General features: G+C 70.7%; 17 protein-coding genes. 3 read left to right on the top strand and 14 right to left on the bottom strand.

Annotated features, from left to right (window positions below; translation table 11 throughout):
• Positions 1–134 precede the first annotated feature (134 nt).
• Positions 135–1,283: a hypothetical protein gene (locus BM43_RS15785; protein WP_230676370.1), complete on the top strand. Its 1,149-nt coding sequence runs from the start codon at positions 135–137 to the stop codon at positions 1,281–1,283.
• Positions 1,284–1,393: 110 nt separating this feature from the next.
• Here BM43_RS15785 and shc read toward each other — a convergent pair whose 3' ends face one another.
• A complete protein-coding gene (gene shc, locus BM43_RS15780; RefSeq protein WP_036054754.1) occupies positions 1,394–3,424 on the bottom strand; it encodes a squalene--hopene cyclase in 2,031 nt (676 codons plus the stop codon).
• Between the two features lie 50 nt (positions 3,425–3,474).
• On the opposite strand from shc, the gene BM43_RS15775 reads away from it, so the two are divergent.
• Positions 3,475–4,251 carry a TetR/AcrR family transcriptional regulator gene (locus tag BM43_RS15775; protein WP_036054756.1) on the top strand — a complete coding sequence of 259 codons (777 nt, stop codon included), beginning with the start codon at positions 3,475–3,477 and terminating at the stop codon, positions 4,249–4,251.
• 110 nt (positions 4,252–4,361) lie between these two features.
• The gene (locus tag BM43_RS15770; protein WP_036036085.1) at positions 4,362–5,054 is read left to right on the top strand and encodes an HAD family hydrolase; all 693 of its coding nucleotides are present in this window, start codon (positions 4,362–4,364) and stop codon (positions 5,052–5,054) included.
• Positions 5,055–5,146: 92 nt separating this feature from the next.
• Here BM43_RS15770 and BM43_RS15765 read toward each other — a convergent pair whose 3' ends face one another.
• From BM43_RS15765 to BM43_RS15705, 13 genes are all read right to left on the bottom strand, one after another.
• Positions 5,147–6,046, bottom strand: a complete 900-nt coding sequence (locus tag BM43_RS15765; protein ID WP_326494097.1) for an NAD(P)-dependent oxidoreductase — start codon at positions 6,044–6,046, stop codon at positions 5,147–5,149.
• 154 nt (positions 6,047–6,200) lie between these two features.
• A complete protein-coding gene (locus BM43_RS15760; RefSeq protein ID WP_036054758.1) occupies positions 6,201–7,553 on the bottom strand; it encodes an LLM class flavin-dependent oxidoreductase in 1,353 nt (450 codons plus the stop codon).
• A 73-nt stretch (positions 7,554–7,626) separates the two neighbouring features.
• Positions 7,627–8,550 carry a 4'-phosphopantetheinyl transferase family protein gene (locus tag BM43_RS15755; RefSeq protein ID WP_080742045.1) on the bottom strand — a complete coding sequence of 308 codons (924 nt, stop codon included), beginning with the start codon at positions 8,548–8,550 and terminating at the stop codon, positions 7,627–7,629.
• Positions 8,547–9,161 carry a flavin reductase family protein gene (locus BM43_RS15750; protein WP_036054760.1) on the bottom strand — a complete coding sequence of 205 codons (615 nt, stop codon included), beginning with the start codon at positions 9,159–9,161 and terminating at the stop codon, positions 8,547–8,549. The genes BM43_RS15755 and BM43_RS15750 overlap by 4 nt, the downstream gene beginning before the upstream one ends.
• Before the next feature lie 31 nt (positions 9,162–9,192).
• Entirely contained in the window at positions 9,193–9,795 is a 603-nt protein-coding gene (locus BM43_RS15745; RefSeq protein WP_013689127.1) for a LysE family translocator, read from the bottom strand.
• Between the two features lie 58 nt (positions 9,796–9,853).
• Positions 9,854–10,240 carry a cupin domain-containing protein gene (locus BM43_RS15740; protein ID WP_025101663.1) on the bottom strand — a complete coding sequence of 129 codons (387 nt, stop codon included), beginning with the start codon at positions 10,238–10,240 and terminating at the stop codon, positions 9,854–9,856.
• A gap of 52 nt (positions 10,241–10,292) precedes the next feature.
• A complete protein-coding gene (dmpG, locus tag BM43_RS15735; protein WP_036054762.1) occupies positions 10,293–11,426 on the bottom strand; it encodes a 4-hydroxy-2-oxovalerate aldolase in 1,134 nt (377 codons plus the stop codon).
• Positions 11,423–12,316: an acetaldehyde dehydrogenase (acetylating) gene (locus BM43_RS15730; protein ID WP_013689124.1), complete on the bottom strand. Its 894-nt coding sequence runs from the start codon at positions 12,314–12,316 to the stop codon at positions 11,423–11,425. The genes dmpG and BM43_RS15730 overlap by 4 nt, the downstream gene beginning before the upstream one ends.
• Entirely contained in the window at positions 12,313–13,212 is a 900-nt protein-coding gene (locus tag BM43_RS15725; RefSeq protein ID WP_036054763.1) for a thioesterase II family protein, read from the bottom strand. The genes BM43_RS15730 and BM43_RS15725 overlap by 4 nt, the downstream gene beginning before the upstream one ends.
• Positions 13,209–14,198 carry a branched-chain amino acid transaminase gene (locus BM43_RS15720; protein ID WP_255222483.1) on the bottom strand — a complete coding sequence of 330 codons (990 nt, stop codon included), beginning with the start codon at positions 14,196–14,198 and terminating at the stop codon, positions 13,209–13,211. Before BM43_RS15720 ends, BM43_RS15725 begins: the two co-directional genes overlap by 4 nt.
• An 11-nt stretch (positions 14,199–14,209) precedes the next feature.
• Positions 14,210–14,893, bottom strand: coding sequence for an RraA family protein (locus BM43_RS15715; protein WP_013689121.1), 684 nt, complete (start codon positions 14,891–14,893; stop codon positions 14,210–14,212).
• 8 nt (positions 14,894–14,901) lie between these two features.
• Complete coding sequence (locus BM43_RS15710; protein ID WP_036054764.1) at positions 14,902–15,711, bottom strand: thioesterase II family protein; 810 nt, start codon at positions 15,709–15,711, stop codon at positions 14,902–14,904.
• A 3-nt stretch (positions 15,712–15,714) separates the two neighbouring features.
• Positions 15,715–16,623: a chlorinating enzyme gene (locus BM43_RS15705; protein WP_013689119.1), complete on the bottom strand. Its 909-nt coding sequence runs from the start codon at positions 16,621–16,623 to the stop codon at positions 15,715–15,717.

Here is a 16,623-nt window from a genome sequence, read left to right as displayed (position 1 = left end):
GCGGTCGGTATCGTTTACGCGGGCCGTCGCGGCGGCGCCGGCCGCCTCGCATGCGAATCGCGGGCCCGCCTCACGTATATGCCGGAGCCCCGCTCGTGTATCGTGGCGACGTAACAGGCCATTCCGGAACACCGATGACAAAGATCGATACGACATCGACGACCCATTCCAAGCTGTCCGAAGCGGTATCCAGCACGAACCTGAGCAGATCGAATCCGGCCCACGCCATCCCGCGTCGCGCCTTCCGGCGCCATGCCGCGCGCGCGGCCGTCGCGCTCGCGACCGGCGCCACGCCGCTGCTCTGTCGTGCCGAAGCCGGCGAACTGGGCGGCGTCGGCATGGTCGCGATCGTCGCGCTGGCGGCAGGCTGGGTGCTGTTGACGCTATTCCTGTTCACGATGCTGCGGCGCGTGCGGCCGCGCACGCGCTATCTGGCCAGCGGCCTGTTCCTGGCCGCGCCCTTCCTCTGGCTCGCCGTCACCTTCGGCTGGTTCATGATGACCGAGCCGCGCGGCCTCACCCCGCAGGGCTCGGCCACCACGCGCACGGCCGAGGCACCGGTGCTGATGGGCGGCGCGACCTTCCCCGCCGGCAGCCACGTGCAGTACGCGCCGGTCGACGATCACGGCGAGGCCTCGCAGCCCAGCGCGATCAGCAGCGACCAGCCGGTCGCGCTCGGCACGCTGTCGATCCGCGGCATCGAGCATCGCGACAGCGACGACGACAGCACCTTCGATGTCGCGCTGGCCTATGAACAGAGCATCGACGGCTGGCCCTGCGCGGCCGTCACCGACATCGGCACGCGCATCGACATCGGCGACGCGCATGCGCCCACCCCGCACCTGATCCAGTGCCGCCTCGCGAAGACGGTGACGATCGGCGACATCGCCTGGCCGCCCGCCACGGTGGTCACGCGCGCCGCCGATTCGCGCGGCTGGTCGCTGCTCTGGTATCGCGGCACGTTCTCGCAGGTCGAGCGCGCCAAGGGCTTCTCCTTCGACGTCGATTCGATGTCGGCCGACTACGACCAGGCCCACGCGCTGCAGTCATGGCAGGGCACGCTGGCGGTGGACGGCGATGTCGGCGTGGGCAGCGTCACCTTCGCCGGCGATCCGAAGCCGGAGCTGCGCTGGAACCGCCTGGACGGCACCGTGCAGGTGACGGGCCATCGCGCCGGCCCCGCCTCGAACGTCACGGCCTGCGTGGCGGTGGCGAGCACCAAGCCGCGCTACCGGCCCTGCGCGGTGCCGGTCAAACCGGCCACGCGCCCGGCATCGAGCTGAGGCTCGCGGCACCCTCGCGCCATCGTTCGCAGCCCAAATGAAAATCGGGCATCCAGCCTGAGCTGGATGCCCGATTTTCAATTCGAGGCGCAGTGCCGCCTAAGGCCGGCTCAATGCAACGCCGCCGCGGCGGCAGGCGCATCGCTGGCCGCCACGCGCGCCTGCGACAGGCGCCGGTAACGCGCCAGCGCCCACAGCGGGAAGTAGGCGGTATAGCCGTGGTACTTGAGGTAATAGATGCGCGGGAAACCCGGCGCATTGTGCGAGCGGTGCCACCAGAAGCCGTCGCCCTGCTGCACCGACAGCAGGTAGCGTATCCCGCGCTGCACCGATTCCGATTGCCAGTCGCCGAAGGCCATCTGCGCCAGCAGCGCCCAGGCCGTGAAATTGGAGGCGCTCTCGCCGCCATTGGTGCCGGCCAGCGCCGGGTCGACATAGCTGTCGTTGGTCTCGCCCCAACCGCCGTCGGCGTTCTGGCGCGCGCGCAGCCAGTCGATCGCGCGCGCGATGTAGGGCTGCGAGCGATCCTCGCCGGCCAGCGCGAGCCCGGCCAGCACGCTCCAGGTGCCGTAGATGTAGTTGGTGCCCCAGCGGCCCCACCAGCTGCCGTCCTCGCGCTGGGTGCGCTTCACGTAGTCGATCGCGCGCGCCAGCGCCGGCCGGTCCTCGGCGCGGCCGGTCACGCCGAAGCACAGCAGCACGCGGCCCGAGACGTCCTCGGTGGGCGGGTCGAGCAGCGCGCCGTGATCGGCGAAGGGGATCAGGTTCAGGTAGAGGCGATCGCAATCGGCATCGAAGGCGCCGAAGCCGCCGTTGCGCGACTGCAGCCCGCGAATCCAGTCCAAGCCCCGCGTGACCACCTCGGCATAGGGATCGGTGCCGGTCAGGCGCGCCATCGCGCGGCCGCGCTGGTGCAGCATCGCGGCCACCACGGCGCTGTCGTCGATGTCGGGGTAATAGGGGTTCTCGTACTGGAAGGCCCAGCCGCCCGCCGGCGTCTCGGCCGGCGCGTTCTCGATCCAGTCGCCCTTGAGCTCGGTCACCTGCTTGCCGGCCATCCAGTCGTAGGCGCGCGTGATGCCGGCCTGCAAGTCCGCCTCGGAGACGGCCGGCCGATCGCGCGTGTCGGGCACCGCACGCGCCTGCTCGAGCGCCATGGTGGCCCAGGCCGTGTCCCAGACCGGCGACAGGCAGGGCTGGCAGTACATGCTGCCGTCGGGGCGCTCGACCAGCAGCTTCTCCAGCGCGTCCTCGCAATCGCGGCGCAGCGGATGGTCCTCGGCGTAGCCGAGCACCTCCATCATCTGGTAGCTGTAGACGATCGGCGGGAAGATGCCGCCCATGCCGTCCTCGCCGTTCATGCGTTCGGCGCACCAGGCCTCGGCATGGCGGATCGCGCGGCGGCGCAGCGCCTTCGGGATCAGCGCGTCGAGCGGGCGCAGCGTGCGGTCGATGCCGAGGAACAGGTTGCGCACGAAACCGCCGCGCGCGAAGTAGTTGCGCTCGTGCTCGGGCGCGGTCACGAACAGCTCGCGGATCGAGATCCCGCGCGGATTCTTCGCGCGCGCCTTCAACGAGCAGAGCACCAGCAGCGGTACCATGGTCGTGCGCGCCCAGTAGGCGACCTTGTACATCGAGATCGGCACCCACTTCGGGAACAGCACGAATTCGATCGGCATGAAGGGCGTGGCGCGCCACGGCACCTGGCCGAAGGTGGCCAGCAGGATGCGCGTGAACACATTGCATTTGGCGGCGCCGCCCAGGCGCAGGATGGTGTCGCGAGCACGCGCCATGTGCGGCGCGTCCTCGCTGTCGCCGGCCGCCTTCAGCGCGAAATAGGCCTTGACGCTGGCCGACACGTCGGGCGCGCCGTCCACGTACAGGTCCCAGCCGCCGTGCGTGGCCAGCCGCTGGATCTCGCGCAGGTAGCGCGCCATGCGGGCCTGGCGCGCATCGTCGATCTTCCCCATGAAATGCATCATCAGGATGTATTCGGCGGTGATCGTCGCGTCGGATTCGAGCTCGAAGCACCAGCTACCGTCGGCATTCTGGCGCTGCGCGAGCGCATCCCGGCCGCGCAGGATCGCGGCATCGAGCATCGATGGAAGGGGAAGATCGGAATTTTTCATCGGCCGGATCATACCATCCGGCCGGATTGTTTGGATGGGAACGACGATGCTAAGATGCGCGGATGAATCCCATCCGGCCTTCCGCGCCCGGCACGCCGCCCGACAGCCGCGCCGCCGCGCCCGCCTCCTCCTCGCCAGCGCCGGGTCCTGCATCCGCCGCCGCGTCCGACGACGCCGTCTTCGCCCCGGCTTCCGCCTCCAGCCCCGCCGCTTCCGCCAGCGCAGCCGCTGCCTGCGCCGCCGACCCGCGCGCGGCCGCCGGCGACGACGCGCGCGGCAACCGCCGCAAGAAAGCCCCGGCGCACGTGCGCGCGCAACTGCTGCAGGCCGCCGCCGAGATCGCCACCGAGCTGGGCGTGCAGGCCGTCACGCTCGACGCGGTGGCCGAGCGGGCCGGCGTCAGCAAGGGCGGGCTGCAATACCATTTCCGCAGCAAGCAGGCGCTGTTCGACGCGCTGTTCGGCCAGACCCTGGAGCGCTTCGAGCAGACCATGCAGGCGCACCTCGCGGGCGATCCGCATCCGCAAGGCGCGAACGCGCGCGCCTATTTGCACGCGGCGATGACCGAAACCTCGCCGGCCGCCAGCACCAACCTGCTGCGCGTGCTGGTCTCGTCGATGATGACCGATCCCGAGGCGCGCGAACGCTGGGCCCAGCCGATGCGCGAGATCGCGCGGCCCGACCCGCTGCCGCTCGAGCAGGCCGCGCGGCTGATGATCTGCCGGCTCGCCGCCGACGGGCTGTGGATCTCGGAGCTGCTCGGCTACCAGAACCTGCCGAGCGGGCTGCGCGACGAGATCGTGCGCCAGCTCGAGACCATGACCCTGTCGGGAGCCTGAAAGCCGGGCTGCCGCGCCGTCCTTCCCCGCTGTCCCGCCTTGCCGGCGCCACGCGCCATGCAGTCCCCCGTCCCACCCGCATTTGACCTTCTCGTTTCCGGAGCCCGCCGATGTCTACCCCGATCCCGTTCGACACGATCCGCGCGATCGCCTTCGATTTCGATGGCGTGATCCTCGATTCGGTGTGGATGAAGGTCCACCTGTTCTTCGAGTGCTACGACGAGCCGATCAGCGAGGCGCAGAAGGCCGAGATGCTGGCGCACCTGACGCATCACGGCGGCGTCGGCCGCGTCGCGAAGATGGCCTACTACGAGCGCGCGATCTTCAATCGCGAGCCGGATCCGGCGGTGGTGGAGGCGCGGGCGCGCCGCTACAGCGAGCTGCTGATGGCGCGCATCGGTGACTGCCCCGAGCTGCCCGGCGCGCGCGCCTTCCTGGAGCGGATGCAGGCGCGGTTGTCGCTGCACCTGATCTCGGGCACCACCGACGACGACCTGCGGCGCATCACGCGCGAACGCGATTTCGCGCGCTACTTCCAGACCATCACCGGCTCGCCGACCACCAAGCCGGTGGCCTTCGCCAAGGTGCTGCGCCATGGCGACTGGACCAGCGATCAAGTGCTGGCGATCGGCGATTCGTTCACGGAATACGACGCGGCGCGCGAGCTGGGCATGCCCTTCGCGGGCATCGTCGCGCCCGGCGAGGAGAACCCGTTCCCGCCGGAGATTCCGGTGTGGACCGACATGGCCGCGTTCGACGCGGCCTGGCGCGAAAGCGAGACGGCCGGCGGCGCGGCGCGCTGAGGGCCACCACGCCACGGCTCGGCGGCGACAGCGCTCACCCCGCGAAGCCGCCCCCGCCGGCTGCTCATGCACAGCCGGCGCCGCCTGCCGACTCAGCCCTGCCGCTTGTCCGTGCGCGCCTCGATCGCGCGCACCACGGCGGCCATGTCCTCGCCGCCGTGCCCGAGCTTCAGCGTCTCGGTATAGAGCTCGAAGCAGGTATCGAGCAGCGGCGAGGCCAGGTTCGCGTTGCGCGCGGCCTCGGCGGCCAGCCGGTTGTTCTTCAGCACGTCGGCGATCGAGGCCTGCACCTCGAAATCCTCCCTCACCAGCTTGTCGATCTTCACGCGCGACACCGCGCTGGCCATCGGGCCCGCGTCGAGCACCTTCTGGAACTGCTGCATGTCGAGCCCGTAGCGGCGCGCCAGGTGCGAGGCCTCGGCCACCGCGGTGACCATCGGGATCAGGAAGGTATTGACCGAGAGCTTCATCAAGAGGCCCGTCGGCACCGGCCCGCAAACCACCGACTCGTGGCACATCGGCTTGAGCAGCGGCCGCACTTCCTCCACGTCGGCCGGCTCGCCGGCCAGCATCGCCACCAACTGGCCCGCCTCGGCCGGCTTGCGCGAGCCCGACACGGGCGCTTCCACGTAACGGCCGCCGGCGGCGCGGATATCGGCATCGAGCCCGCGCGAATACTCGGCGGACACGGTGCCCATGTGCACGATCAGGTGATCGGCCACGCGCGCGGCGAAGGCCGGCGTGCCGCGGCCGAGCACGGCATCGAGCGCCTCGTCGGTGGCCATCATCAGGATCACGATGCGCGCCTGCCGATACACCTCGTCGAGCGTGTCGGCCACCTGCGCGCCGGCTTCGCGCAAGGGCGCGCAGCGCTCGGGCGAGCGGTTCCAGATCACGAGTTCGATGCCGGCGCGGGCGAGGTTGAGCGCCATCGGCTGTCCCATCACGCCGATGCCGATGAATCCGACTTTCATGGAATGTCTCCGTATCATGCGCGCCGCTCGTGGCGGCGCTCAGGTGGTGATGGCGGGGAACGGCGGGAAGCGGTCGAGCGCGGGCGGGTTGCCCCGGGTACGGCCCGGTGTGTCCCCGCTTTGCCTCCCCGCTCGGGCGGCGGCGATCGGCCGCGCGCGCCGCCCAGTGTATCTAAATCGCCGCCACCTGTGCGGCCGCCGCGTGGCGGCTCTCGCGATACGGCAGGCCGAGGTGGTCGCGCAGCGTGCGCCCGCGCAGCACCGGGTCGAAATACCCGCGCTCGGTCAGCACCGGCAGCACGTGGCGGATCATGTCGTCGAGCCCGAAGCCGACCACCGGCAGCCCCAGCATGAAGCCGTCGGCGGCGCCCTCCTCCACCCAGCGGATCATCTCGTCGGCCACCTGGCCTGGCGTGCCGATGAAGGCTTCCGAGGTGCCGATGTTGGAGCGCCGCGTGGCCACCTCGTAGGCCACCTCGCGCAGCGTCAGGCCGCGCTCGCGCGCGAGCTTCTTGATGTTGTCGGTGGTGGAGCGGAAGCCGTCGTTGCCGAGCTCGCCGATCTCGGGGAACGGCCCGTCGAGCGGATAGACGCTGAAGTCGTGCTGCTGGAAGAAGTGCCCGAGATAGGCCAGCGCCTCCTGCGGCGAGAGAAGGTCCCGCACCTGGCGATACTTGTCGTCGGCCTCGGCCTGGCTCGCGCCGACGATCGGGCCGATGCCGGGAAACACCTTGACGTGGTCCGGATCGCGCCCGGCCGCCGCCGCGGCCGCCTTGACGCGCCGATAGAAGTTGCGCGCGTCCTCGAAGCTGCCGCCGTTGGAGAACACCGCGTCGGCGTAGCGGCCCGCGAAGGCCACGCCGTCGCCCGAGGAGCCGGCCTGGAAGATCACCGGCTGGCCCTGCTGCGAGCGGCGGATGTTGAGCGGGCCGTCGACCGTGTAATGGCGCCCGCGATGATCGAGCCGATGCAGCTTGGCCGGGTCGAAGAAACGGCCGCTGGCGCGATCGCGGATCAGCGCGTCGTCGTCCCAGCTGTCCCACAGGCCCTGCACCACGTCGAGATGCTCGGCGGCGATCTCGTAGCGCTCGGCGTGGTCGGGATGCGCGCGGCCGTAGTTGCGCGCGGTGCCCTCCAGCGAGGAGGTCACCACGTTCCAGCCGGCGCGGCCACGGCTGATCAGGTCCAGCGAGGCGAACTGGCGCGCCACGTTGTAGGGCTCGCTGTAGGGCGAGGACACCGTGCCGACCAGGCCGATCTTGGTGGTCAGCGCGGCCAGCGCCGAGAGCAGCGCGATCGGCTCGAAGCGGTTCAGGAAGTGCGGCGCCGATTTCTCGGTGATGAACAGGCCGTCGGCGATGAAGGCGAAGGCGATGCCGGCGGCTTCGGCGCGGCGCGCGCGATCGACGTAGAAATCGAAGTTGACGCTGGCATCGGGCGGCACGCTCGGGTGCTTCCAGGCGTTCATGTTGGCGCCGGGCCCCTGGATCAGGACGCCGAAGTTGATCTTGCGTTTGTTCTGCATGGCCATGCTTCCTCGCGGGATGGGAATGGGCCGCGCGCGACCGACGCGGAGCCGGCGGGCGCGGATGATCGATTCAGCGGCCCGGCTCGGGCACGCACTCGCGCCAGCGCAGGCGCATCGGCGGCGCCGGGCCGCGACGCAGCCCGAGCGCGAGCCGGTAGCGCGAGTCGAGTGCGAAGCGTTCGAACTGCCAGTCGCACGCGGTATCGCCGGTTGCTGCCGCAAAGCGCGGGCGCGAGGTGCCGCGCGCGTGGCGCGGCAAGCTGAAGGAACAAGCGTCGAGCGGCGCCGACAGGCCGACGCCGCGCGCCTTCAGATACGCCTCCTTGAGCGTCCAGAGCGCGAAGAAACGCTCGCGGCGCAGCGGCGGCGGCAACGCGCGCAGGGCGCGTCGTTCGTCGCGTGTGAAGAAGGCGGCGGCGATGCCGTCGATATCCACGCGACGATGGCTGTCCTCGATGTCGATACCGGCATCGACGCGGCGCGTGATCACGCAGGCGACCAACCCGCCCGCGTTCGACAGGTTGAAACGCAGCGGCGGCTCGCCCGTGCCGGCCAGTTCGGGGCGGCCGTGCTCGCCCGTGCGAAAGCGCCAGGCAGCCGGCGCGACGGCGGGTTGGTAGGCCGACAATACCGAGCGGCACAGCGCGCGCGTGAGCAGGTATTCGAAGCGCAGCGCGTCGGTGGCGAGCCGCGCGTGGCGCTCGGCCTCGGCCGCGTCGAGCAGCGCGAGGTAGCGCGCGCGGCGACGCGGTGTATCGCTGCCGGCGGCACGCGCGATCCAGATATGAGCTTCGTTATCGGGCAGCGGCACGGGCCGGGATCGATCGACGGCCAGCGAGAAGCGTTCGATGCCGCCGGCATATCGGCGCGTCGGCGAGCTCGCCTCGACGGGCACGTCGACGCGATCGAGATGCCGACGCGACGACCAACGCGCGCCACGCCGCCCGGCCGCCGCCTCGCGCCCCAGCCCGAACCCTCGCGCGCCGCCGCTCATGCGCCGATCGCCCGCGCGGCGGCCGGCGCGCCGTCCTGCCAGAGCAACGGCGCCACCGCCTGCGCGGCCGTCACCGCCTCGACGCGCCCGATCACCAGGTCGTGGCTGCCATAGGCGTGCAGCGCATCGACGCGACACAGCAAGGTGGCTTGCGCGCCGGCCAGCACCGGCAGCCCGCGTGCCTCGCGCCAATCGCCGAAGCCGAAGCGCGCCGCGTGCTCGAGCTTGCCGCTGAACGGCGCCACCAGTTCGTGCTGCCCTGCGTTCAGCAGGCTGACCGCGAAGCGCCGCGTGCGCGACAGCGGCAAGTACAGGCTCGCGTTGCGGTTGATGCAGACCACGATCGAGGGCGGCTCGGTGCACAGCGCGCTGAGCGCGGTGGCCGTCATGCCATAGCGCGAACCGTGCTCGCGCGTCGCCACGATCGCCACCGAGGCCGTCAGCCGCCGCATTGCGTGGCGGAACTGCTGCGCGAGTTCGCGGCCGGCGGCGGCATCGCGATCGACGTCACGAGCCGCAACCTCGGCCTCGACGGCGGCCTTCGCCTCGCCACCCGCCGCGCGTCTCGCACGCGCGGCCAGCGCCGTGTCATCCATCCAGGGGCTTGCCATCATCTCTCCTTGTCGTGTCGATTCGTCGGGCTCAGCTCTTGAGGATCGAGTACATCAGCGTCCCCGAGAACATCAGCAGCACCAGCGAGGCGCCGCGCAGCAGGGTGGAGGTGCGCTCGGCCCAGGCGCGCCGCGAGGTGATCAGCCCGCCCAGGCAGGACCAGCCCAGGCCGATCGGCGCCAGCACCACCAGGAACAGCGCGAACGCGGTGAAGTAGACCTGCGAGGAACGGAAGGCCTCGATCGGGAACAGCGTGCTGGCGAACAGCAGCGCCTTGGGGTTCATCAGCGTGGCCACGAACTGGTCGCGGAAGCTGATCGGGCGGATCGACAGGTCCTCCATCACGCGGCTGCGGGTCCACATCTTCACGGCCAGGTAGAAGATGTAGGCCGAGCTGGCCAGCTTCACCGCGTCGTAGAGCCAGGGCCGGGTGGCCGCGAAGGTGCAGAGGAAGAAGCCCCACACCGAGATCGCCACGGTATAGCCGAGCGCCTCGGCGATCACCAGCGGCCAGGTTCCGCGCAGGCCCACCTTCAGCCCCGAGGACAGCAGCAGCGTATTGGTCGGCCCCGGCACCACCAGCACCAGGGACACGTACATCACCATCTTCATCAGCGCGGCTTCGAGCAGCACGATGTCTCTCCTTGTTTTCTCTCTCAGGTTCGTTCGGGTTCGCCCGGGGGCGCGAGGCTCAGGCCCTGGCGCCCGCGAAGTAGCGGTTGCCGTCGGGCTCCAGCCAATCGGCGCGCGGCGGCGTGAAGATGTCGAGATCGACGGCATCCTCCAGGCACAGCGCGTTGTGGGGCAGGTTGGCCGGCAGGTGCAGGATGCCGCCGGGGCCCACCTCGGCCTCGTGTTCGAGCCGCTCGCCGTAGCGGAACAGCAGGCGCCCCGAGAGGATCAGCGTGAACTGCTCGTTCGGATGCGAATGGGTGGCCACGAAGGCGCCCTTCTTCAGGAACAGCCGGGCCATCATCAGCGCGTCGCCGTTCACCACCTGCCGCTCGATGTCGGGCGTCAGCACCTCGCGCTCGATGCCCTCCCAGTGGCCCTGGCCTTGCGGATTGAGTCCTGTCATGTGCCTGTCTCCATGCTGTTCGTCTTGTGTCGATGCGCGGCGAGCGCGCGGCTCAGGCCGACAGCTCGCCGGCCGTCTCGCGGCGCCGGGCGGCCGGACCGGCGCCGGCTGCGCCGGCGGCCCCGCTCGCTGTCGCTGCTGCCACCTCGCCGGCCGCCGCCCCACCACCCGCCCCACTCGCCCCGCCTGCCTCCGGCGAGCGCGCCAGCCGGCTCGCCTCCTCGGTGATGATGTCCTCCTGCCCCGCCACCAGCCGCCGCTCGGCCAGCCGCCGGTACAGCTCGAACTCGTTCACGCCGAATTCGAGCGCGGCCTTCTGGATATGCGGCACGTAGCCGGAGAACAGCCCGTACAAGCCGCTGGCGATGTTGGCGGCGGCGATATGCGGCGTCTTCGGGCTCAGGAAGGCCTCGCTCTCGCTCGCCAGCGCCGTCACGCGCTCGAAGCTGGTGTTCGCGGCATGCCCCTCGCGCTCCATCGCGGCCACCAGCGTCTCCAACTGGGTATTGCCGGCGCCGGCGCCGAAGCCCTTCACGCAGGCGTCGACGATGCGCGCGCCCTGCTCCAGCGCCACCAGGCTGTTGGCCACCGCCAGGCCGAGGTTGTTGTGCGCGTGGAAACCCACGTCGACGCGTAGCGCCTCTACCAGCAGGCGCACCTTCTCGCGCACCAGGTTCGGCGTCGAATAACCGGCGCTGTCCATCAGGATCACCGCCTGCGCGCCGTAGTCCTGCATCAGCCGCGCCTGGGCCAGCAGCACCTCGGGCGGCGCCATGTGCGACATCATCAGCACGCCGTAGGCCACCCGCCCCGCGCGCCGCGTCTGCTCGATGAAGCGCCGCGAGACATTGGCCTCGGTGCAGTGGGTGGCCACCCGCACCACGTCCACGCCGGCCTCGATCGCCAACTCGATGTCGGTGGCCTTGCCCAGCCCCGGGATGAAATGCACGCCGAGCCAGCTGGTGGTGAGCGCCGCGCGCGCCGTCTCCAGCATCAGGACATCGTCGATCGGAGTCTGGCCGAGCAGGCAGGACGAGCCGCCCAGCCCGTTGCCGTGGCCGACCTCGACGATGTCGATGCCGGCCGCGTTGGCCGCGCGCGCGTAGTCGGCGATCTGCTCGCGGCCGAGCTGGTGGCGAATCGCGTGATTGCCGTCGCGCAGGGTGGCGTCGCTGATCAGGTTCATGATGGGACTCCCGTGCTGAGGGTTGCATGCCGATGCGTGGCCACCGCCAGCGCCGCGCAGTTGATGATGTCGAGATTGCCGGCGTATTCGGGCAGGTAGTCGCCGCGTCCGCGCACGGTCAGGCTCATGGTGATGCGCCCCTGGCTCTCGAGCGGCGCCACCACCAGCTGGTAGCCCGGCACGTATTCGCGCACCCGGGCCGCCATCGCCTCGACGCGCTCGCGCACCCGCTCGAAATCCCGGTAGCGCGCCTGCGCATAGAGCGTGGTCTGCATGCGGATGCCGGGCTCGGCCGGGTTGATGTTGAGGATCGCCTTGGTGCGCTTGGCGCCGCTGAACTTCGCCAGCGCGTACTCGGTGGTGGCCTGGTACTCGCTGATGTTCTCGCGGGTGGCCATGCCGGCGCTGCGCGAGGCGATCGCCGACACCACCTCCAGGTAGTCGATCGAATCGACCGCCTGGCGCAGCGCCCAGGCCAGCGGCAGGCTGGCCTGCCCGCCGCAGGTGATCAGGTTGACGTTCTGCACCGCCTGCGTGTCGGGCAGGTTGATGCAGGGCACGCAGAGCCGCCCGAGCTTGGCCGGCGTGAGGTCGATCGCGAACTTGCCGGCTTCGGCGAAGAAGCGGTTGTGGATCGTGTGGGCCGCGGCCGAGGTGGCGTCGAACACCAGGTCGTAGCCGTCGACCTGGTCCTTCATGAAATCGAGCCCGTCGCTCGAGGTGGCGACGCCGCATTCGCGCGCCAGGCGCAGGCCGTCGCTGTCGGCGTTGCGGCCGACCACCCAGGCCAGCTCGAACTGCTCGCACGCCTTCACCTTGAACATCAGGTCGATGCCGATGCTGCCCGAGCCGAGGATGGCGACGCGGGTGCGTGGGGTTCGCTGCTTCATCTGCCGTTCTCCTCCATCATTTGGGCGACGCGCGCCGGAGCGCGAGCCGCGTCCTGCGCGTCCTGCGCGTCCTGCGCGTCCTGCGCGTCCTGCGCGTCCTGCGCGGGCGATGCCGGCGATCCGGACGATCCGGACGGCACCAGCTCGGCCAGCGCGCGGCCGAGTTCGGCCAGCACGCGCGCCTCGTCGCCGTGCAGGAAAAAGTGGTTGCCGGGATAAGACACGTAGCGGATCGGCCCGCGGCTCTCCTCGCGCCAGCCGGCCAGCCCCTCGTCGCTGACCAGGCCATCGTCGGTGCCGTGCAGCACCAGCAGCGGGCAGGCCAGCGGCGGCGCATCCGTGTAGCGGTAGCAGGCCGAGATGGTCAGGTCGGCGCGCAGCCGGGGCAGCCACAGATCGCGCATCGCCGGCTCGTCGATCAGCGCGTCGGGCGTGCCGTTGTAGTCGCGCACCGCCGCGATGAAGGGCTCGTCGGGCAGCGCCTGGATGCCCGCGTCGCGCCAGCGGAAACGCGGCGCGTTGCGGCCCGAGGCAACGAACAGCGCCGGCTCGCCGTGGCCGCGCTCGCGCAGCCGCCGCGCCAGGTCGAAGGCGATCAGCGCGCCCATGCTGTGGCCGAAGAAGGCGAACGGCAGGTCGAGCCAGCTTTCGATCTCCTCGGCCAGCGCGGCGGCGATCGGCTGCGCGTCCTCCACCAGCGGCTCGGCGAGCCGGTATTCGCGGCCCGGCAGTTGCACCGCCACCGGCTCGACCCAGTCCGGCAGCCCCGCGCGCCAGTTGCGGAAGATCGAGGCCGTGGCGCCCGCGTAGTGGAAGCAGAACAGCCGCAAGCGCGCCGGCCGGCCGTTCGGCGCGGGCTGGGGAATCAGCCAGGGCGTCTCGCGCGGCGCGCTCATGAGGCCACCCCGGCGCGTGCCGGCTGGCCGGCGGCCGCCTCGCCGGCCAGCGGCACCGGCACGGTGGTAAGCCAGTTCCACTTGTCGGCATGGGTGCCGCGCACGATGCCGAAGTAGCGGTCCTGGATCGCGCGCGTCACCGGCCCGCGCACGCCGTTGCTCACGGGCATGCGATCGACCGAGCGCACCGGACAGATCTCGACGGCGGTGCCGGTGAAGAAGATCTCGTCGGCCAGGTAGAGCATCTCGCGCGGAATGCTGGCTTCGGTGACGGTGTAGCCGAGGTCGCGCGCGATGCGCATCACGCACTGCCGCGTGATCCCGCTCAGGATGCTGCTGCCCACCGAGGGCGTGAAGATCTCGCCGCGATGCACCAGGAACACGTTCTCGCCGCTGCCCTCGCTGACGAAGCCGTTGCCGTCGAGCGCGATGCCCTCGCTCATGCCGTTCTCGCGCGCCTCCATCACGATCGCCTGGCCGTTGATGTACTGGCCGCCGATCTTGGCCATGGTGCTGGCCGCGCCGGGGCCGTTGCGGCGCCAGCTGCTGACCTGCACGTCAACGCCCAGCGTGAGCGCCTCCTCGCCCAGGTAGGCGCCCCAGGGCGTGGCGGCCAGCAGCGCCTCGGCCGGGTGCTGGCGCGCGTCGAGCCCGAGCGAGGGCCCCGCGCCGCGATACACCAGCGGGCGCAGATAGGCGCTGCGCAACCCGTTGGCGCGCAGCGTGTCGGCGCTCACCGCCATCCACTGCTCGACCGTCAGCGGCGAGGGAATGCGCGCCACCTTGCAGCTGAAAAGCAGCCGCTCGTAATGCTCGCGGCCGCACAGGATCGCCGCCTTGTCGCCGATCGCGTAGGCGCGGATCCCCTCGAACACGCTGGTGCCGTAATGCAGCGCATGGCTCATCACGTGCACCTGCGCGCGCTCCCACGGCAGCATCTCGCCGTTCTTCCAGATCATGCCTGCCTGCTTGCTGGTTTGGCTCACGGGCCGTCTCCTCACATCACGCTGTATTCGTTGAAGGCATCCACCACGCTGCGCCCGGCGCCCACCGCCTCGCGCACCTTGCGCTCCAGGCGGTTCTTGGCCAGCGCGCGCGTCACCGCCTCGCGCTCGACCTCGCGCGGGATCACGCAAACTCCGTCGTTGTCGCCGAACAGCAGGTCGCCGGGGCGCACCCGCACCTGGCCGACCTGGATCGAGCAGCGGTAGTCGACCACGTTGTGGCGCCCCTGCAGCCCGTAGGCATAGGTGCCGCGCGAGAACACCGGCAGCCCCAGCTCGCCGATCGCGTTGGCGTCGCGCACGCGGGCGTTGAGCACCACGCCGGCCGCGCCGATCTTCTTCACGCGCGCGCTGAGCAGGTCGCCGATGCGCGCCGCGTCCACCGGGCCGCCGCTGGCGATATAGACCTCGCCGGGGCGCAGCGCCTCGATCGACTCGAACAGCAGGCCGAAGGGCTTGGCGTCGAAGCGCCTGAGGCCGCCATGCGGCACCGGCGGATCGTCCTGCACCGGCATCGCGCGGCCCACCATCACCATCCCGGGCGACAGCGGCCGGATCTCGGGCGGCAGCATCGGATGGCCGAAGCCCAGCTGCTCGAGCACGTCGCTCAAGGGGCAGGTGGCCAGCTCGGCGCGCAGCAGCGCGAACAGCTCCTCATCCGTATTCCATTGCGTCATGGTGTGTCTCATCCGATAGGAAGGGCGCTGGGCTCGTCGAGCAGCACGGCCAGCTCCCGGTTGATCTCGTCCAGCACCGCCGCCTGCTGCTCGTGGACGAAGAAGTGGCCGCCGCCGAACTCGCGGCGCCGGAACCCGCCGCGCGTCTCGCGGGCCCAGCGTGCCAGCCCCGCCTCGTCGACCATCGCGTCGCGCGTGCCGTGGAACAGCACGATCGGGCAGTCGAGCGGCGCCTCCTCGAGGTAGCGGTAGGTCTCGAACACCGCGCCGTCGGCGCGGATGCGCGGCAGCAGCAGGTCGAGCAGCACCGGATCGTCGAGGATCGCCTCGGGGGTGCCGCGGCAGCCGCGCAGCACCTCCACGAAGGCCGCGTCGTCGAGCACGTGGCGGATCACCGGCGGCTTCACGTCCGGCGCGTTCTGCGCCGAGGCGATCAGCACGCGCGGCAGCGGCAGCGCGCGCCGGCGCAGGCGCCGCGCCACGTCGAAGGCGATCAGCGCGCCGGTGCTGTGCCCGAACATCGCGTAGGGCAGGTCCAGCCAGGGCGCGAGCGCCTCGGCCAGCGGCGGCGCGACCTCCTCCATCGCGTGGCGCAGCGGCTCGTCGAGCCGGGTCTCGCGGCCCGGCAGCTGCACGGCCAGCAGCTCCACCTCGTCGGGAAGGGCCGCCGCCCACGGCGCGAACATCGAGGCGCCGCTGCCCGCGTAGTGGAAGCACACCAGCCGCGCGCGCGGCGCGGGGCCCCCGGCCGGCCGGGGCTGGCCGGCGCCGGGCAGCAGCCAGTCGGAACGGGGCCTGGCCATCTCGGCGCCGGCCATCGCTCAGGCCGTGGCCGCCGCTTTCGCGGCGAGCGGCCGGGTCACGCGGTTATGGCCGTAGCGATCCTCGCCGGCCACCAGCACCGTGGAGTAGCGATCGAGCGGCAGCACCTCGCCGAAGTGGTGGAACGAGTCCTGGCCCGAGTACACCTTCACGTGGGTCGGCACGAAGCGCGTGGCCCAGCCGAAGCGCACCGAATCCTTGGTCGAGTTCGGGTTCGAGCCGTGCATGCAGCGCGAGGTGAAGATGAAGAACTGGCCCGGCTTGACCTCCATGTGCACGGCGCGCGCCTCGTCGGGCTTCCACTTCGGGTCGAGCTTGAGCTTCTCGTAGTCGTAGCCGTAGAAGCCGGACTTCTGGCCGTCGTCGAGCACCCGCTGGTTGAAGTTCTCCGGCTCGAAGGGGATGTTGCGCTTCTCGTCGAAGTACCAGGTGCGGTGGCTGCCCGGCATCAGCTTCAGGCAGCCGTTGGCCTTGGTGGCCTCGCTCATCGCCACCCAGGCGGTCAGCTCCCAGGGCCGGCCTTCCTCGGCCGCGGTGGGCTCCAGCTTCTCGGTGCCCTCGAACTCGACGAAGCTCTCGGCCTGGTGCCAGTCGGTGCCCTCGTCGCCGGGGTACTTCGGAAACCACTCGGTGCGCCAGCTCAGCACGTCCGGCCCGAGGATGCTGGAGATCCGGTCGACGATCGCCGGGTGGCTGATCATGCGATTCAGGTTCGGCATGTCGAGGTGCCGGTCGTAGTTCAGCTTGCTGTTCGGGAAGGCGGCGTTGGTGGTGTCCAGCAGGTCCATGCGGACCTCCTCCCACACGCGCGTCATCTCCTCCGGCTCGTAGAGCGTGAACGGGCCGGCATAACCGTTCTCGTAAAAGAACTTCTTTTCTTCCTCGGACAGATGGAAACGCTTCTGCAT

This window comes from Burkholderia gladioli (assembly GCF_000959725.1).
Lineage (GTDB): Bacteria > Pseudomonadota > Gammaproteobacteria > Burkholderiales > Burkholderiaceae > Burkholderia > Burkholderia gladioli.
Note: the sequence above shows the minus strand (reverse complement) of the source record. Positions and strands in the feature narration are given on the sequence as shown.